The sequence below is a fragment of the Candidatus Endoriftia persephonae genome (assembly GCF_023733635.1).
Classification (GTDB): domain Bacteria; phylum Pseudomonadota; class Gammaproteobacteria; order Chromatiales; family Chromatiaceae; genus Endoriftia; species Endoriftia persephonae.
On sequence record NZ_CP090569.1, the window covers coordinates 2,742,572 to 2,760,116 of the forward strand.

Annotated in this window: 13 protein-coding genes; 7 read left to right on the forward strand and 6 right to left on the reverse strand. The window is 57.9% G+C overall.

Going from position 1 to position 17,545, the window contains the following annotated elements:
- Nucleotides 1-231: 231 nt before the first annotated feature.
- Nucleotides 232-1,899, forward strand: coding sequence for an energy-dependent translational throttle protein EttA (gene ettA / locus L0Y14_RS12390; RefSeq protein WP_005964748.1), 1,668 nt, complete (start codon nucleotides 232-234; stop codon nucleotides 1,897-1,899).
- Nucleotides 1,900-1,966: 67 nt separating this feature from the next.
- The gene (locus tag L0Y14_RS12395; protein WP_006475306.1) at nucleotides 1,967-5,215 is read left to right on the forward strand and encodes an EAL domain-containing protein; all 3,249 of its coding nucleotides are present in this window, start codon (nucleotides 1,967-1,969) and stop codon (nucleotides 5,213-5,215) included.
- A 45-nt stretch (nucleotides 5,216-5,260) separates the two neighbouring features.
- Here the strand turns inward: L0Y14_RS12395 and L0Y14_RS12400 are convergent, their stop codons facing one another.
- The 3 genes from L0Y14_RS12400 to L0Y14_RS12410 all read right to left on the reverse strand — a co-directional run bounded on the left by L0Y14_RS12400 (nucleotide 5,261) and on the right by L0Y14_RS12410 (nucleotide 7,258).
- The gene (locus L0Y14_RS12400) at nucleotides 5,261-5,665 is read right to left on the reverse strand and encodes an SCP2 sterol-binding domain-containing protein (protein ID WP_006475307.1); all 405 of its coding nucleotides are present in this window, start codon (nucleotides 5,663-5,665) and stop codon (nucleotides 5,261-5,263) included.
- A gap of 226 nt (nucleotides 5,666-5,891) precedes the next feature.
- Entirely contained in the window at nucleotides 5,892-6,800 is a 909-nt protein-coding gene (locus L0Y14_RS12405; protein WP_005964755.1) for a phospholipase effector Tle1 domain-containing protein, read from the reverse strand.
- A gap of 239 nt (nucleotides 6,801-7,039) precedes the next feature.
- Nucleotides 7,040-7,258, reverse strand: a complete 219-nt coding sequence (locus L0Y14_RS12410; protein ID WP_005964757.1) for a hypothetical protein — start codon at nucleotides 7,256-7,258, stop codon at nucleotides 7,040-7,042.
- A 214-nt stretch (nucleotides 7,259-7,472) separates the two neighbouring features.
- Between L0Y14_RS12410 and L0Y14_RS12415 the strand changes: the two genes are divergently transcribed.
- From L0Y14_RS12415 to L0Y14_RS12425, 3 genes are all read left to right on the forward strand, one after another.
- Entirely contained in the window at nucleotides 7,473-9,116 is a 1,644-nt protein-coding gene (locus L0Y14_RS12415; protein ID WP_005964759.1) for a hypothetical protein, read from the forward strand.
- 180 nt (nucleotides 9,117-9,296) lie between these two features.
- Complete coding sequence (locus L0Y14_RS12420; RefSeq protein WP_006475704.1) at nucleotides 9,297-10,070, forward strand: CPBP family glutamic-type intramembrane protease; 774 nt, start codon at nucleotides 9,297-9,299, stop codon at nucleotides 10,068-10,070.
- Nucleotides 10,067-10,807 carry a lipoprotein intramolecular transacylase Lit gene (locus L0Y14_RS12425; RefSeq protein ID WP_138921932.1) on the forward strand — a complete coding sequence of 247 codons (741 nt, stop codon included), beginning with the start codon at nucleotides 10,067-10,069 and terminating at the stop codon, nucleotides 10,805-10,807. Before L0Y14_RS12420 ends, L0Y14_RS12425 begins: the two co-directional genes overlap by 4 nt.
- Before the next feature lie 15 nt (nucleotides 10,808-10,822).
- On the opposite strand, the gene L0Y14_RS12430 is transcribed toward L0Y14_RS12425, so the two are convergent.
- Both L0Y14_RS12430 and L0Y14_RS12435 read right to left on the reverse strand, forming a co-directional pair.
- Complete coding sequence (locus tag L0Y14_RS12430) at nucleotides 10,823-13,870, reverse strand: efflux RND transporter permease subunit (RefSeq protein WP_006475702.1); 3,048 nt, start codon at nucleotides 13,868-13,870, stop codon at nucleotides 10,823-10,825.
- Between the two features lie 42 nt (nucleotides 13,871-13,912).
- Nucleotides 13,913-14,935 carry an efflux RND transporter periplasmic adaptor subunit gene (locus tag L0Y14_RS12435; RefSeq protein ID WP_006475701.1) on the reverse strand — a complete coding sequence of 341 codons (1,023 nt, stop codon included), beginning with the start codon at nucleotides 14,933-14,935 and terminating at the stop codon, nucleotides 13,913-13,915.
- 410 nt (nucleotides 14,936-15,345) lie between these two features.
- On the opposite strand from L0Y14_RS12435, the gene L0Y14_RS12440 reads away from it, so the two are divergent.
- Both L0Y14_RS12440 and L0Y14_RS12445 read left to right on the forward strand, forming a co-directional pair.
- On the forward strand, nucleotides 15,346-16,155 hold the full coding sequence (locus L0Y14_RS12440; RefSeq protein ID WP_251859201.1) for a hypothetical protein: 810 nt from the start codon (nucleotides 15,346-15,348) through the stop codon (nucleotides 16,153-16,155).
- A gap of 21 nt (nucleotides 16,156-16,176) precedes the next feature.
- A complete protein-coding gene (locus L0Y14_RS12445) occupies nucleotides 16,177-16,620 on the forward strand; it encodes a GspH/FimT family pseudopilin (RefSeq protein WP_006475699.1) in 444 nt (147 codons plus the stop codon).
- Between the two features lie 126 nt (nucleotides 16,621-16,746).
- Here the strand turns inward: L0Y14_RS12445 and L0Y14_RS12450 are convergent, their stop codons facing one another.
- Nucleotides 16,747-17,412, reverse strand: coding sequence for a hypothetical protein (locus L0Y14_RS12450; protein ID WP_006475698.1), 666 nt, complete (start codon nucleotides 17,410-17,412; stop codon nucleotides 16,747-16,749).
- Nucleotides 17,413-17,545: the final 133 nt, after the last annotated feature.

Genomic DNA, 17,545 nt, shown 5'->3' on the forward strand with positions numbered 1-17,545 from the left:
GGTACGCCACACCGCAGAGCGGTGTGACAAGGATAATCGGACCCTCGTAGGTGCGACTTTAGCCGGACAAACAAGTGCGGCTGAAGCCGGACCTACAGGTGAGTGGCTGGCGGCAGGCACCAGTTGGGATTTGTTCCTCCCCCCAACCTACATCTCTGGTGATGCCCGCCGCCGATTTGTGCGAAAATCGTCGCCTGTCCTTTCTCTTTTCTGGAATCCAAGACCGAGACCATGGCCCAATACATCTACACCATGAACCGGGTGGGCAAGATCGTCCCGCCCAAGCGCGAGATCCTGCGCGATATCTCCCTCTCTTTCTTTCCTGGCGCCAAGATCGGCGTGCTGGGTCTCAACGGCTCAGGCAAGTCGACCCTGCTGCGAATCATGGCCGGGATCGATACCGATATCGAGGGGGAGGCGCGGCCCCAGCCGGGGACCCGGATCGGTTATCTGCCCCAGGAGCCTCAGCTCGACGAGAGCAAAGATGTGCGCGGCAACCTGGAGGAGGCGCTGGGCGAGGTGAAGCGGGCGCTAACCCGTCTCGATGAAGTCTACGCCGCCTACGCCGAGCCCGATGCCGATTTCGACGCCCTGGCCAAGGAGCAGGCGGAGCTGGAGAACATCATCCAAACCAGCGACGGCCACAACATCGAGCGCCAGCTAGAGATCGCCGCCGACGCGCTGCGGCTGCCGCCCTGGGAGGCCGACGTGAGCACCCTCTCCGGCGGCGAGCGGCGGCGGGTGGCACTGTGCAAGCTGCTGCTGGAGAAGCCCGACATGCTGCTGCTGGACGAGCCGACCAACCATCTCGACGCCGAGTCGGTGGCCTGGTTGGAGCGCTTCCTGCACGAATACAGCGGCACCGTGGTAGCGGTGACCCATGACCGCTACTTCCTCGACAACGTGGCGGGCTGGATCCTGGAGTTGGACCGGGGCTACGGCATCCCCTGGGAGGGCAACTACTCCTCCTGGCTGGAGCAGAAGGAGGCGCGCCTGGAGCAGGAGCAGAAGAGCGAGGCGGCCCGGGTCAAGAGCATGAAACACGAGCTGGAGTGGGTACGCTCCAACCCCAAGGGGCGCCACGCCAAGAGCAAGGCACGTCTGGCACGCTTCGAGGAGTTGCAGAGCCAAGAGTTCCAGGCCCGCAACGAAACCAACGAGATCTACATCCCGCCCGGCGAGCGCCTCGGCGAGCTGGTGATCGAGGCCAACCAGCTGAAGAAGGCCTACGGCGACCGAGTGCTCTACGATGAGCTTAGCTTCAATCTGCCACGGGGCGGCATCGTCGGCATCATCGGCCCCAACGGCGCCGGCAAGACCACCCTGTTCCGCATGCTCACCGGCGAGGAGCAGCCCGATGGCGGCGAACTGCGCATCGGTCCGAGTGTCGAGATCGCCTACGTTGATCAATCCCGCGACGCCCTGGACGGCAGCAAGACCGCCTGGGAAGAGATCTCCGACGGCCGCGACATCATCACCGTCGGACGCTATGAGTTCAACTCCAGGGCCTGGCTGAGCCGCTTCAATTTCAGGGGCAGCGATCAGCAGAAGCGGGTCGGCGACCTCTCCGGCGGTGAGCGCAACCGCCTGCACCTGGCGAAGCTGCTGCAGCGCGGCGGCAACCTGCTGCTGCTCGACGAGCCCACCAACGACCTCGACGTGGAGACCCTGCGCGCCCTGGAAGAGGCGCTGCTCGCCTTCCCCGGCTGCGTGGTAGTGATCAGCCATGACCGCTGGTTCCTCGACCGCATCGCCACCCACATCCTCGCCTTCGAAGATGAGGGTCAGACGGTCTGGTTTGAGGGCAACTTCCAGGACTACGAGGAGGATAAGAAGCGCCGCCTCGGAGAAGCAGCAATCGAGCCACACCGAATCAAATACAAACGGCTCTCAGGATGAGATCGGACCGCAGCGTCTCGCACCTGGGCTGGGGCCAGAAGCCCCGCCCGGTGCGGAGGATACCCCCTTGTCGACACAGCATCATCTGAGGCAGCAGCCGAGTTTTCAATTCGTCATCCTCACCCTACTGATGCTCGCCTCAATGCTCAGTTACTACGTCTGGCACGAGCACCAAGAGCACCATGCCCACCGCCAAAAGCTCGCGCAACAGGCGGTCCGCAGTGGCGCCCGTGAGATCACCCTACAGCTGCGTAACTTCCACGCCAACCTAGCCCTGTTCGTCCAACAGGAGCGGGCCTTGTTGGCCGAAGTTGCCGTCACAAACGTCAATGATCCACAACACCAACGCTTGCACAAACGACTACAGCTGCAATTCCCCGACATGGAGAGCTTTCTGCTTACCGATAGCGCCGGCAAACCACTCTCCGGCAATAGTGACGAACTTCTCGATGACCAACACACCTATACCCTGAAGCAGTTCATCCTGGGACGCCAGCAACCGATCCTGCTATTGCGCAATGGCGAACGCTACAACTTTGAGATCATGGTGCCCTGGCATCGCTCAGGCGCAGGCAGCGGCGTGCTTACCGTGCATTTCCTCTGCCGCCCACTCTGCCGCATCATCAACAACGAACAGCTGACTGGCTATCAGCTGCAGCTGCTACCACCAGCCTCGCCGCTGGAGGCTGGCAATGGCGGTGCCCCAGACCCGGTGCCGGCGCTCCACAGCACCATCCCAGACATCGGCTGGCGCATCGTCGCCCAACCCCGGCCCGATCTGACGCTACTCGACAGGAGCGCCGGCCAGGCACTGCTACTGTTTATATTCAGCAGCATCCTGAGCCTGCTGCTCTATCGGCGCTGGATGATCCTAGAGCGCCAGCGCAGCCACACAGAGCAACGTTACCGTAACCTGCTCGAGACCTCTGAAGATCTGATCTGGTCGATCGACCGCAAGGGCTACCTCACCCAGATCAACGACTCCGCCTGGCCGATCCTTGGCTTGAACGCAGAAGAGATGATCGGCCGCCCACTGCTGGAGTTCGTCCCCGACGATGAGCTGCAAAACCAGTTCAAGGCGCTGCGCAACCTACTCAGCGGCCACGCCTGGAAAAACCATATCACCCGGCTGGCCTCCAGCGACGGGCGCGATATCCACATGCGCTTCAACGCGCTGCCAATCCTCAGCCCGAAGGGCGAGATCGAGGGCGCCACCGGCACCGCCACCAACATCACCGAACAGATCAACGCGCTTGATGTGCTGCGTGAGAAAGAGCAGCGCTACCGGCAGATGTTTGAGACCAACCAGGCGATCAAACTGATCCTCGATGCCACCTGTGGCGACATTATCGAGGCCAATAGCGCCGCCAGCCGCTTCTACGGATACCCCGAAGAGACACTCCGTTCACTCGGCTTCCATGACCTCAACCAGGCAGAACCGCTGCGACTGGGCCAGCTGCTCGGCTCGATCCGGCAGGGCCAGCTAAGCAGCTTTCAGGAGACCCATCGCCTCGCCTCCGGCCGAGAACGGGAGGTGGAGATCCAGGCCGGCCCAGTCACCACCGGCGACACTGAGCTGATCTATCTGATCATTAACGACGTGACCGAGCGGGAACAGTCGCTAAAGGCGTTGCGCGACAACGAGCAGAAGCTGCAGAGCCTGGTGGAGGCGGCCACCGAGGGCATCGCCATGCTCGATGATGACGGTCTGGTGCAGCTTTTCAACCCGGCCGCAGAGATGATGTTTGGCCGGCTCGAGGAGGATCTGATCGGGGTCGGTTTCGAGCAGTTGTTCGAGGCCAGTGCACCACCCGGCGAGCAGCACGCCCTTGCCTGGTATCTATCGAACTGGGGCTTCTCCGAGGACGGCGGGATCCGCGAGCTGATCGGCTATCGCAGCAACGGCGATGAGTTCCCGTTGCGTCTCTCCCTCAGCCCCTTCGAGCTGGATCAGCGCCCCCACTATCTGCTGCTGATGCAAGATCTCTCCGAATCCCGCGAGGCGGAGCAGCGGCTCGCCTATCTGGCGCAGCACGATGTGCTCACCGGGCTGCTCAACCGCGCCGAGTTGGAGCGCCGCCTGGCGGTGCTACTGAGCACGCCGGCCAGCCCCCGTCCCCATCATGTGGTCTGTTTTATGGACATCGACCAGTTCAAGCTGGTCAACGACACCGGCGGCCATGATGCGGGAGACGAGTTGCTGCGCCAGCTGGCGATCCTTATCAAGTCGCAGCTAAAGGGATTTGATCTGCTGGGGCGGGTCGGCGGGGACGAGTTTGGCGTGATCCTCACCGACTGTTCGGTAGAGCGGGCTGAGTCGATCAGCAGCAATCTGCTGCAGACCATTCGCAGTTTTTTCTTCTCCTGGCAGGAGCGCTCCTACGATGTCGCAGTCAGCATCGGCCTGTTCGGCTTCAAGCCTGGCGATGAGAGCACCTCGAGCATCCTCAGCAGTGCCAATGTGGCCTGCCAGATGGCCAAGGAGCAGGGCCGCAACCGGCTCCATACCTACCACACTGGCGATACCGCGCTGGTCCGCCACCACGGCGACATGCACCTGGTGGCCGGCATCAATCAGGCGCTACAGGAGGGGCGTTTCCATCTCTATGTGCAGCCGATCGTGCCGGTCAACGGTGCCGATGGGCGCCACTATGAGGTGCTGGTGAGGATGATCGACGAGGCGGGGGATACGGTGGTCCCCGATCATTTCATCCCTGCCGCCGAGCGTTACATCCTGATGCCGGCGATCGACCGTTGGATCATCAGCGAACTCTTCACTACCCAGGGGGAGACCCTGCGTCAATGGGCCGAGGTGAATCAACAAACAGGAGAGTTTCTGTTCGCCATCAACCTCTCCGGCACCTCCCTCTCGGACGACGGCTTTCTCAACTATCTGGAGCGACTCTTCGACGAGTGGCGGATCCCGTTTCGCAGCATCTGTTTCGAAATCACCGAGACCGCGGCGGTGGCCAATCTGGAACACGTCAAGGTAATGATCAAACGTCTGAAATCTTTCGGCTGCCGATTCGCCCTGGACGACTTCGGCACTGGGCTCTCCTCCTACAGTTACCTCAAGGAGCTACCGGTGGACTATCTGAAGATCGACGGCAGTTTTGTGCGCAACATGGCCACCGACCCGGTGGACTATGCGATGGTGGAGTCGATCAACCAGATCGGCCATATCCTGGGGCTGGAGACGATCGCCGAGTGGGCCGAGAATCAGACTATTCTGAATCAGCTGCGGGTGCTAAATGTCGACTATGCGCAGGGTTATGGGGTTGGGGAGCCGATGCCGCTGAAGGAGTTCCGGCTATAGCTCACAGCGTAGAAGCGCCACAAGCGGCGCTTCTACGGAGGCCAGTTATTCGGCGCCAATCTGCTTCATCAGGCCGAAGCTCTTGATGAAGGGGCCCGCCATGCGCGGATCCTTGAGCATGCCTTTGAAGTCGCCCTGCAGGAACTTCAGCTTGCCCATGGCGAAGGCGGTGCCCATACCGGCCATGCCGATACCCTTCTCCACCCACTTCATCCAGTCAGAGCGGCTGGCGCGCATGTCCCAATCCATCGTCTCGCCAGCGTAGTCACCGGCACTCACACACTCGCCGTTCACCACCACAAACACGCCACGGGGCTTTTCTTCGTCTTTGAAGCCACAGGTGATGGTGGAGTTGAAACCGATCTCGGCCAGCTTGTCTTTGACCTCTGGATCAGCGTTCCAGGCATCTTTCAGTTCGTTCATCCAATCAGCAGAAAAAAGTTCAGCCATTCCAGACATCCTCAGGTTAGTCGTTGTATTCAGACTGCTTGACTATATCCAAGGCCAGGCGGCTTATCGCAACAGTTCTTTTTATGCCAGCAGACAGGAATTTTGTAGCCACTCAGCCTCCGAGGCTGCCCGCTGCCTGGACAGCACCTCAATCCAACAGATATTTGCGCAGCGGACCTAGCGCTTGTACTCCGTCCCAGATATATCTGGGACGGAGTACAAGACTTCAGGGCTTTTCAAACCCCTTGCCCACAATCTCCCCCGCATCATCAACAACACACAGCCCAACTGGGGGGTTGTTTGCAGCAAACCGCCCGGCCTTGGTGCGTCGCATAACGCTGTTATGGACCAGATCTGTCGCATAGATAGTGCGCTTTTTATTCGCCATCAGATCCATTCCCGGAGTCTTGCATTCAGCCCAGGAGTCGCTGCCGCCGCTGGCTTTCTTGATTTGTGCGTCATCCAGCGGCAGCTTATTGCGCTGGGCATGTTGGTACATCCAGTAGAGCGGAATGTTGGAGAGGCCTTCATTATTGTTGCCACCACCGACATCAGAATGGTAGCCACGGAACCAGACCTCACGGATATCGCGTAGCTCCCGGTCCGAATAGGCATCCTGCACCACCCGGGTCAGTGGAAACAACTGACGCCGCTCATCCAGTGCGATTGCGTGACAGCAATGCTGCACGATATAGGGCAGAGTGAGGTCGTAACCCAGGTTGATGCGGTTGCCTGGGATGCCGAACGAAGCGACCGTTTCCCACAGCCCCATGAAGCGAATCGTAGGCGCCTCTTCGCCATTCACCCCCTCTTCCAGGATATCATTGGCAAACTCCAACGCCAGCGCAGCGCCACGGCTGAATCCAATAATATCGATATCACAATCGCCGTTGCGGAAGTTCGCTTCGAGCTGGTCCATCGCCTCGCCGATACGCTGGTGGCCACCGATCCCCAGCATCTTGCCGAAGAGGTCCCCGAGCACAGAATAGCGAGTGCCCACACCTGCTACGTAAAAGCACTTCCCAGGCCCACTGTAGGCATCCTCGTAGGCGCGAAAAAATTTCAGGACGTTAGTGTCTTCCCCCTCTCCGGGGTTGTCTTCGTTACCGGTACCATCGAATGCATAGATTGCCATGATGTTATCCTCTTGGTCCTTAGGGAGCCTCTGATGCTCTCTGCGAGATCGGATCCCCGACCTCAGTCTACGATCAACCTTTGTGTAATGAAGCTAATTCCCGATTAAAAGCCTAGGAGAGCCATCCATGGTCTGCAAGGATCTGCCAACATGCCCTTCCCTATGATCAGGCAATCCGATGAGGCTGAACTGATTGAGTGGCTGTTTTTCAAGCCTATGCAGCATCCCAGTGATACTGGTCAGTCCTGCATCCCCATCCTCACCAGCTTCAGCAACAGCAATAGAAACGGGGCAGCGTGAAACAGCAGATCAAAGATATCGATGGCCCGCGTCAGGGTGCCCGCCCGCAGCATCTTCAGCTTCTCCCAGATGTGGGGTTCCGGAAAAAATGGTGCAAACCCCAATAACAGACAGCCGATGGCCAGTGTCCCCAACGGCAGTTGATCCAACCACTCCATACCCTCTATCTCCCGTTTAGCAATGGATCGGCAGCCAAGGGATCAGCCGCGGAGATCCGCTTCTGAACACGGCAAAGCAGCAAAACCTCACCCCGGGCCTGAAAAACACCATATATTCGCATTTCATAATATGCTACTTTGTTGAATCCGGGGCGAATTTTACTCCCATTGACTGGTACCTGCACCCGGACAAAATAGGCTGGAGGATCAAATCATGTCAGCAAAACAGTCTGTCGCCTCAGAAGAGACGACCGAGATCACCACACCCACAGAAAACCTGATCCATCTGGATCAGGATTCAGAGCCACAACCCCGGGCGCGGGATTTCAACACCAAGATATCGGATCTGGAAGAGACGCTGCAGCAGCTGCAGCAACACCTCGACAGCAGCAACCACGATTTCAGCGAGGCCCTGAATAGTGCTGAGAGCCGCAACCAAGCCCTCTCCTCCGACTTCACCCAGGCCTTCCAGTCCCTCTCAGAAGATACTCTCAAGCTCTCCGCCGCCACCACCGAGGTGGCCAGCAAGCTTGAGCTGAGCATCGCTGAGCAGGAGGGAGCCACCCTCACCCTGGGCAAGAAGCTCACCGCAAAGATTGCACAGCTCTCAAAGAAGCACCGTGAAGAGAGCGCCGCCTTGCGCGCCGAGCAGCAGTCACAGCTGGAGCGCATCCAGGCACTGAACGAGGCGACGGAGCAGCTGGCTGCGCTCCTCGAGAGCAGCATTGACGAAAGTGCCGCCGCCCAGCAAGAACTGCAGCAGAAGATCGACGCGGTCTCCCAATCCTCTCAGAAGCGCGACGACGTCATCTCCCGCCGCACCGAAGAGGTCTCGAAGTATCTCAGCGACAGCCTTGAGCGGGTCGCCGGCAAGCTCAAATCCTCGATGGAGAGCATGGGCGAGAAACTCTCGCAGCAGACCAGCGCCCTGGAACAGGGGCTGAAGCAGGCCGGCAAGCGTCTGACAAACCACGATCAGCAGATCGAGACCTTGCACTCAGTGGATGAGGAGATAAAGCAGACCACCAGCAAGCTAGGACAGAAGACTCACCAGCTGAAGATCGCCACCGATAGCCTGGAGAATAAGAGCCAGGGCCTCTCACAAGCGGTCAACCAGCTGAATAGCAAGACCGGCGCCCTTCAGGAGCGGAGCAATCAGCAGGAGCAGGGTATCGCCTCGGTCATCCAGGATGAGCGACACCACTTCAAGATGCTGGGGATCAGCCTGATCCTGGTGGTACTCGCGGTGGCCGTCTTCTCCAGCTACCAGCAATACCGCTGGTACCAGGAGAACAAACTGGATCAGCGCGTTGCTCAGCAGTTCGATCTGAATGCACAACAGCAGGTCGCCATGGCACAGCAGGTTGCCTCCCTACAGCAGCAGCTGAGCGCACAGCGCGCCGCCGCCAGCGCTCATCAGCAAGATAGTGAGGCGATGGCCCAGCAGGTCAAGGTTCTGAAGCAGAAGATCACTCGCCTGAAGAGTGAGCTGACCAACATGGGGGACAGCGTCGAGAGTCTGGATGGCCGGGTCGTTGCGATCGCACCGCTGCACCAATTCGGCAGCGACAACACCATCCACGGCCCCGAGTGGCTTGCCAGTCAGCCGTCAAACCACTATGCGATCCGTCTCGCGAATGTGGCCAACAAGCAGCAGCTCTACAAGATCGCCGATCGCTACGGCCACTACCTGAAGCAGGATCTTGCCTATCTGAAGAGCGGCAACCACTATCAGCTGATCTACGGCAGTTTCAACAACTACCGGGCGGCCGCCAGCGCGATGCGACGCATGCCCAGCCCTGACTACCGTAACCGTCCGCAGGTGGAACAATTGGCACGGATTCAGGCGAGGATCTGACCCGCAGGGTGCAGCCCGCAAAGATTGTGGACTGCATCCGCCAGCACTAGGGACGACAGCTGATTGGAGTTATCATCAGCTCAATCTGCCGGATCCCGCCTCGGTTGTCGGCAGTCGATGACAACCAACCAAGGGGGAAGCCGGAATGCCGGAATGCCGGAATGCCGCTGGCGACAACGCATGCAAGTCGATGCAACCAGGAGCGACAGATTCGACTGGCAGCCGGCGATCGCACTATCGACAGCGGCCTTCTGCCTGCTGCTGATCCACTACCTCAAATTCGACCATGTCTTTGTTGCCGCCCTGCAGCAGTTGCGCGGCAGCGGTGAGGCCGGCCAGAGGCTGGCCGCCGCGCTTATCACCAGCCCGTTCTTGCCGCTCTTCAAGCAGCTCTGGTGGGGGTTCTGGCATCTGCTCGGCTATCTGCTGATCCCGTTGGCGGTGATCCACTGGTTGTTTCGCGAGCCGGCCAACGAGTATGGGCTACAGTTAGCCGAGACCCGCCGCTTCTGGCTCTGGTACCTCGCCCTGGCCACGCCGATTCTGCTGTTCGCCTGGTTCGCCAGTGCGCGTCCTGACTTCCTCGCCCACTACCCCTTCTATCGGCAGGCCTCACGCAGCATTTTCGATCTGCTGGCGTGGGAGATCATCTACCTGCTGCAGTTCTTCTTTCTCGAGTTCTTTTTCCGCGGCTTTCTGCTGCACGCCTGCCAGCGCGCCTTCGGCCTGAATGCCCTGTTTGTGATGATGCTGCCCTATCTGATGATCCACTTCGCCAAACCCTGGCTGGAGGCGAGCGGGGCGATCTTTTTTGGCCTTCTGCTCGGGCTGCTGGCGCTGCGTTCCCGCTCGATCTGGGGTGGCGTGGCGGTCCACTCCAGCATCGCCCTGGGCATGGACCTGATGGCGCTCTACCGCAGCGGCACCCTACCCCAGCGCTGGTGGCCCGGATGAGTACGGGACACCCTGTGGCTGAGCGACTGCTGGGAATAGCGCTGGCACTGGCCCTGTTCCTGGTCGCCTCGCTGCTGGCATGGCGGGCGCTGGCAGCGGCCGACTTCCTGTTTCCGCTCTGGTACGACTGGATGGGGATCGATCAGACAATCCAGGTGTACGCCCCCCAGAACCGCTTTCGTCATGGCTTTGAGACGACAGAGAAGAGAGAGCGGCTGAGGCTCTTCAGCGCCATCGTGACGGCCATCCACCGACAGGGCGCGGGGCTCGGCGCGCTGCGCTACCACGCCCGAGACGGCCAGCCACTGGGGCACTTCCTCACCCCGCCGGAGCAGCAACACCTGGTGGATGTCGCCCGGCTGATCGATCGCTACCAGCAACTGGCCTGGGGCAGCGCCGGCCTCAGCCTGCTCCTGCTGTTGGCCCTGCGACGAGGCAGGTGGCGACTACCAGGGGGTCAGCAGCTGCTGCTCGGCTGGCTGACTCTACTGCTGACCCTGGCGCTGCTGATCCTGGCCATGGGGGCGGAACGGCTGTTCTATCTGCTGCACGAATGGGTCTTCCCGGCGGGACACCAGTGGTTCTTCTACTATCAGGATTCGCTGATGAGCATGCTGATGCAGGCGCCGAATCTGTTCGCCTATATCGCCGTGGTCTGGCTGCTACTGAGCCTGCTGGCCTATCTGCTGTTGCTGTGGCTGGCACGACGCCTGCTCGCGCCAACCCAGACCGGATAGAGCCACAACCTGCGATCAGGCGTTTTCGGCATAGGGCACCCGGAACAGCAGCGCATAGAGCACCGGCACAAACAGCAGCGTCAACAGGGTAGCAAAGCCCAGGCCGGCCATGATGGTGATCGACATATTGACGAAGAAGACATCGGAGAGCAGCGGGATCAAGCCGAGAATCGTGGTGGCGGCGGCCATCGCCACCGGCCGCAACCGACTCACGGTGGCATCGAGGATCGCAGTCAGGGGCAGCTTGCCCTCTTCGATCTGCTGGTCGATCTCCTCGATCAGCACGATGGCATTCTTGATCAGCAGCCCGATCAGACTCAGTGCACCCAGCAACGCCATAAAATCGAACGCGCCGTTGAAGGCCAACAGACCGGCGGTGATGCCAACGATCGCCAACGGCACCGTGAGCCAGATGATCAGCGGCTGACGCAGTCGGCCAAACAGCAGGATGCTGGTCAGAATCATCAACAGAAAGCCCACCGGCAGCACCGACAACAGTCCGTTCTGGGCATTCTTCGAGTCCTCATACTCACCGCCCCAAGAGAGGCTGTAGCCCGGTGGCAACTCGACCGCCTCAATCTGCGGCTTGAGACGATTGAAGAGTGGTGTCGCCAGCTCCCCGGTTGGATTACAGGAGGTGATGATGGTCTGGATCCGGTCACGGCCACGGATCACAGTATTCTCAAACGCGGTTTCAAAACCACTCACCACCTGGGCCACCGGTACCGTCTTCTGTAACGCCGGGCTCCAGACGCGAATATCTTGGATATTCGCCACATCTTCCCGCTCATCCGCCGGTGGCCGCAGTTTGATCGGCAGCAGACGGATACCATCACGATAGACCCCTACATCCTTGCCCTCGAAGGCCGATTTCAAGGCGATCGCCAGATCTTTGCGGGTAATACCGAGTTGCCGTCCCACCTGCTCGTTGAACAACGGGCGAATAAACTGCACCGGACTGCGCCAATCGTCACGCACCTCTTTGGTCTCAGGATCGGCGCGCATGATCGCCTGGGCCTGCTCCGAGAGCCCGCGTAAAACTGCTGGATCTGGCCCCTGGAAACGGGCCTCGATCTTGCCGTCACGACCGGGGCCGATGCGCAGCGGTTTGATGATCGGGTCGAGCTGTGGCAGATTGTTGCGCATGTAGTCGGCCACCGCCTCCCAGATTGGCCCGATCTGTTCCAGTTGCTCGGTCTGAATGATGATCTGCGCATAGGCGGAACTCGCCTCTTTGGGCTCATAGACCAGGGAGAAGCGGGCATCACCACCACCGACGACGGAGGTGGTCTTCGTCACCCCAGACTGCTGGCGGACGAACTCGGCCACCTGCAGGGTATCATCGCGGGTCTTGCGGATATCTGTCCCCTCCGGCTCCCAGATATCGATAAAAAACATCGGTGTATTGGCGTTGGGAAAGAAGGCGTTTTTCACATAGCCGAAGCCCATGCCGGCAACCAGGAACAATCCGACCACCACCCCGACGGTGATCCAGCGAAACCGGATCACCTGTTTTAAGACCCCGCGGAAGGCACTGAAGAGGCCCTTGTCGTAGGGGTTTCCGGCATCGGCTGCATCCGCTTTCGGCCGCATGAAGAGTGCGCAGAGCAGCGGCGTGGTGCTGACTGCGGTGACCCAGGAGAGGGTCAAAGAGATCAGGATCACGTAGAACAGGGAGCTGGCAAACTCGCCGGTATTGTCGGTGGAGAGGCCAATCGCGGAGAAGGCGAGGATGCCGATAATAGTGCCGCCCAGCAGCGCCCAGATACTCTTACCCACCACCTCACCGGCGGCCTTCACCACATTCATGCCACCCTGAATGCGGATCAACATCCCCTCCGCCACCACGATGGCGTTATCCACCAGCATCCCCAGCGCAATCACCATCGCACCCAGGGAGATACGCTGCAGTTCGATGCCGTAGAGCTGCATGATGAAGAGGGTGCCCGCCACGGTAATCAGCAGCACCGCACCGATAATCAGGCCCGATGTTAGCCCCATGAAGAGCAGCAGCACAACGATGACAATGGCCAGAGCCTGACCAACACTGACGATAAAACTACTCACCGAGTTATCGACCTCGGTTGGCTGGTTGTAGATCGCCTGCAACTCCATGCCCACCGGGATGATCGACTGCAGCTGATTGAAGCGTTTCTCCAACGCCTCGCCCACCGCCACCACGTTTTCCCCCTCGCGCATGGAGATGCCCAGGGTCAGGGTCGGCTTGCCATTGAAGTAGATCAGCCGTGACGGCACATCCTGGTAGGCGCGGCGGATGTCCGCGATATCTTTCAGATAGATCAGCCGCTTATCGCTGGAACTGATCAGCAGGTCACCGATCGCCTTTACCGAGGCGAACTCACCGCTGGGGTGGATGCGGATATAATCATCGCCGACCCGAACCTTGCCGGCATCTTCCACCAGGTTCTGCGAGGCGAGCACCTGGGTGATCTGCTCCATCGACAGCCCCAACTCACCGAGCCGGGCACGGGAGATCTCCACGTAGACCAGCTCCGGCTGCTCGCCGCCGATAACGATCTTCTTCACTCCCGGCACCAGCACCAGCTGCTTCTTCAGCGCATCTGCAGTGTCTTTCAGATCGCGATAGGTGTAGCCCTCCCCCGTCAGAGCCAGGTAGACGCCGTAGACGTCACCGAAGTCATCGATGATCAGCGGCCCCTGCACGCCCGGCGGCAGCTTCTGCTTCATGTCAGCGATCTTGCGTCGTAGCTCGTCGTAGATATCGGGGAAATCCTTGGCCTTGTATTCGTCCTTGAACTCAATGCTGAGGTCAGACATGCCGGGCCGGGAGATCGACATATTGATCCGCTTCAGCTGCCCCATCAGCTGCACCGCCTCTTCGATGTGGTAGGTCACCTCATCCTGCACCTCTTGGGCAGTGGCGCCGGGGTAGAGGGTGATGATCTTGGCCTGTTTGATGGTGAAGTTGGGGTCTTCCAGCTTGCCCATCCGCTCGAAGCCGTAGACGCCGCCGGCCACCATGATGATGACCAGAAGCCAGGAGACAACCTTGTTGTTGACTGAATATTCGCCGATGTTCATTGCAGATTCCCGCGGGTCCGTTCGATTCGATCTGATTGCACCTTACTGTTTCTGCTGCATCAGCTGCAGGTCATCCGACCGAGGCTCAGCCTGCTCTGTCTCTTGCATCAAGCTGATCTTCATCCCCTCAGCAAGGTAGGCGGCCCCCACCGTCACGACCCGATCCCCCGGCTGTAGCCCTGAAATAACTTCAATATTCGCCCCCTTCATCACCCCCAATTCCACCTGCTTTTCATGTACCACCATCGCCTCTTCATCAACCACCCAGACGCGGGGATCGAGCTTCCGATCACCGCCGATGGCGCTCACCGGAACGAAGTAAACCACTTTCTCGTCCAGAGAGCGGGAGAGATCGACAGTGACGCTGACTGTCATACCTGGCAACACCACCAGGCCCTGCGGCGCAGGCATGGTATAGGTCGCCTCGAAGGTCTGGGTTTTGGGATCAGCTTTGGTCGCGATCTCTTTGAAGCTCAGCTCGAATCTTTTCCCCGGCACGCTATCGAACGAGGCCCAGACGGGGATCTGTCCACTTTCATTCCGTTCAACCCGCTCCTGAGTAATCCGCAGAATAATATTTTCTGGTACATCGATCTTGACTTCGAGACTGCTGCTGTCCTGCAGCGAAAGCACCGGCTGTTTTGCCTGCACCTCTTCAAACTGCTCGACTTTGCGTTTCGCCACCACCCCGTCGAACGGAGCACGCAGGTCGGTGTAGCGCAGGTTCTGTTGTGCCTGCTCCAGCGCAGCCGATGCACTCTTGAATGTGGCTTCGAGCTTGTCGAAATCACGACGCGAGATATGCCCTTTCTCCACCAGATCCTTAGCTCGCTCAAAGTCGTTCTTCGCACTGTCAAAACTAGCCTGGCGATCCTTCAGAGTAATGCGGTAGTCGGTGGCATCCAGCTGGGCCAGAATCTGGCCTTTTTTCACCCGATCACCCTCGTTGAACTTGATTGCCACCACCTTGCCCGGCACCCGAAAAGAGAGTTCCGCCCGGTTAACTGCATCGATGCGCCCAGGAAAGTTGCGGATACCCCCTTGTTCAGGCGCTGCCACAATCATCGATTTGACTGGTCTAGCCAGATCCGTCTCGGCAGTTGGCGGCGCTTCACTACAGCCTCCAATTAAAGCTGCCATAGCAAAGGCAAGAAAAAAAGGGAGTCGACCTAATGACAGATTCTTCGTATCCATTTTGGCTTCCAGATGCTGAGAGTGAAGTCGAAGACCGCCGAAGCCTAACACACTGCACTGAGAATTAAATGCCCTTATTAAGATAGCCATGAAGAAGCAACAGCCCAAAACAAATGAAGTAACTTCCTTGCCTCAGGAATCGTTCGACTTAAACCCCCGACAAAAGTGTATTACTAGGATTTTTATGAATTAACACACACCTATTGGCTTAAGAAGTCAGACCCCATCCCGATACCAAAATCAAGCAAAGGCTGATATCGAGCCTATTGGGGGTCAAAGCTATGAAATCAACCACATCTATCCAGCACTCCTTACGAAGAAAGGGGCGACTGCTCACCCACATCTTGTTAATCCTCTTCCTCAGCTTACTCGTCGTATCACCTAATACCTACGCGAGCAAACACAAGACCAATGACAAAGTAACAATCTGCCATATACCTTCTAGCAATTCAGGCAATGCTCATACCATCAGCGTTGCGAAATCTGCCGTTAAAGCTCACATGGATCACGGTGACTACAAAGGCCAGTGCCCGAGTAAAAACAGTGGCACAAAGGGCAGCAGTTCAGGCAAATCAAAGGGCTCTAGCGCAAGTTCAACCCATAATAAAGGTTCGAGCAAAAGCAAAGGCTCAAGCAAGAAAAAGGGCTCAAGTAAAAAGAAAGGCTCGAGTAAGAAAAAGGGTTCGAGTAAGAAAAAGGGTTCGAGCAAGAAGAAGGGCTCGAGTAAGAAAAAGGGTTCGAGCAAAAAGAAGGGCTCAGGTAGTTCCAGCTCCGGTGGTTCCAGCTCCGGTGGTTCCAGCTCCGGTGGTTCCAGCTCTGGCGGTTCCGCCTCTGGTGGTTCCAGCTCTGGTGGTTCCAGCTCTGGTGGTTCCAGCTCTGGTGGTTCCAGCTCTGGTGGTTCCAGCTCTGGTGGTTCCAGCTCTGGTGGTTCCAGCTCTGGCGGTTCCAGCTCGACTAGTTCCACCCCTGCAGTCACGCCGACCATCGATTACAGCGAAGCCGACGCCGCTGTATTCACTCTGAGCAATGGCCGCGCCAAGAGCCGCAGTATTTCAGTCAGCGTAACCGGACGTGTAGCAACTTCGAATTAATAGATAAAAAGGGAGAACGCCATGAAAAACAACCGTATCTATCAATCGTCAACGAGCACTAGAGGCATGCAGGGCTTTACGCTAGTTGAGCTGTTAACCACATTGACGGTCGCCCTGGTACTGCTGTTGGTTGGTGTCCCCGCTTACAATCAGCTGAGTGCAAACAACCAGATAACGGCAGAAAGCCATAATTTAGTTTCACATCTGCAATATGCCAGAACAGAATCGGTAAAGCGGGGACTGCCGGTCACCATCTGTGCGTCAGATGATGGGGCAACCTGTTCCGGTTCCGAGACATGGAATGTCGGCTGGATCGTATTTACCGATGGAACAGGCTCTAAGGGTGAAGCCGATGGTAGCGATACAGTGCTCCGCGCCTACCTGAGTGACAGTGACAATCTGACACTTAATGCCAATGTCGCTTACATTCAGTACCAACCTGATGGCACCATTGAGTTGAACTAGGCCTGTTAACACCCCCCGCCGGTTTATCGCCCCTCTTCAACGAGGGGTTTTTTCTGCGTCCTGGAGTGACGACAGGATCAGAAAAATAGTTTCTGACTTGCAACTCTACAACCAATCACAAAAAGATCAGTTAACGTGAAACTCGAGAGTAAATGCGCCAAGCCTTCTATTTATGAGGCCCGTTAGGGCATAGACAAACAGCACAACCCCTAACATCTCACAGAGCTCTTCAACCGTGTACAAAAAACTATAGAGAATAGTCGCTGTACCGTGCGCCTCGGCCTCCCTCGCTCCAATCAGTTCCAATCCAATCGCACCCAACAGAAATAATCCACCGGAAATAACAAATTGAATTCTTAGAAGCTTTGGGAGGGAAAAGAGAAACTTTAGGTAGGAGATCAGAAAAACAATAGCGGCAATTCCATAGGGTATTACCCAAGCAAAATAGAACACACCTTCTGCTGGAACAATGTTAGAGACAAGATCACCAATCCCTTCATGAATCTGGGCACCCTCATCAAGCGAAAGAAACAGAAAAATCAACGCAAGCCCAAACCAATGATGGCGATATCGCTCCTTCTCCAGATAGTGATACCGGCTAATCACTGCAAGCAGGATTGCGGCAAACAGCAACGCAAAAGATGAGTACCAAGAGGGTAAATTCCCCTCATAATCGAAATCGAGCAACTCGATGAAATCAAACTGATCCGGATCATTGATCAGGAAATAGATAACCAACTGCCCAATGTGCAGCAACGCAAGCACAAAGATCGTGCCCAACATCAGCCGCATAACAACCTTTCTCGAGATAACGACATTCATGCGCGGTTTATAGCTCGGATAATGTCTCTTTTCCAACGCTCAGCTGGTTAACAGGAAATCCGGCAACCCCGGTTCGATCCCTAATTCATCATAAACTCTTTAC

Bases quoted from the DNA above. Each gene is read 5' to 3' on its own strand.
- ettA (WP_005964748.1), top strand. From the start codon at position 232: ATGGCCCAATACATCTACACCATGAACCGGGTGGGCAAGATCGTCCCG.
- L0Y14_RS12400 (WP_006475307.1), bottom strand. From the start codon at position 5,665: ATGGCTGAACTTTTTTCTGCTGATTGGATGAACGAACTGAAAGATGCC.
- L0Y14_RS12405 (WP_005964755.1), bottom strand. From the start codon at position 6,800: ATGGCAATCTATGCATTCGATGGTACCGGTAACGAAGACAACCCCGGA.
- L0Y14_RS12410 (WP_005964757.1), bottom strand. From the start codon at position 7,258: ATGGAGTGGTTGGATCAACTGCCGTTGGGGACACTGGCCATCGGCTGT.
- L0Y14_RS12415 (WP_005964759.1), top strand. From the start codon at position 7,473: ATGTCAGCAAAACAGTCTGTCGCCTCAGAAGAGACGACCGAGATCACC.
- L0Y14_RS12420 (WP_006475704.1), top strand. From the start codon at position 9,297: ATGCAAGTCGATGCAACCAGGAGCGACAGATTCGACTGGCAGCCGGCG.
- L0Y14_RS12425 (WP_138921932.1), top strand. From the start codon at position 10,067: ATGAGTACGGGACACCCTGTGGCTGAGCGACTGCTGGGAATAGCGCTG.
- L0Y14_RS12430 (WP_006475702.1), bottom strand. From the start codon at position 13,870: ATGAACATCGGCGAATATTCAGTCAACAACAAGGTTGTCTCCTGGCTT.
- L0Y14_RS12435 (WP_006475701.1), bottom strand. From the start codon at position 14,935: ATGATTGTGGCAGCGCCTGAACAAGGGGGTATCCGCAACTTTCCTGGG.
- L0Y14_RS12440 (WP_251859201.1), top strand. From the start codon at position 15,346: ATGAAATCAACCACATCTATCCAGCACTCCTTACGAAGAAAGGGGCGA.
- L0Y14_RS12445 (WP_006475699.1), top strand. From the start codon at position 16,177: ATGAAAAACAACCGTATCTATCAATCGTCAACGAGCACTAGAGGCATG.
- L0Y14_RS12450 (WP_006475698.1), bottom strand. From the start codon at position 17,412: ATGCGGCTGATGTTGGGCACGATCTTTGTGCTTGCGTTGCTGCACATT.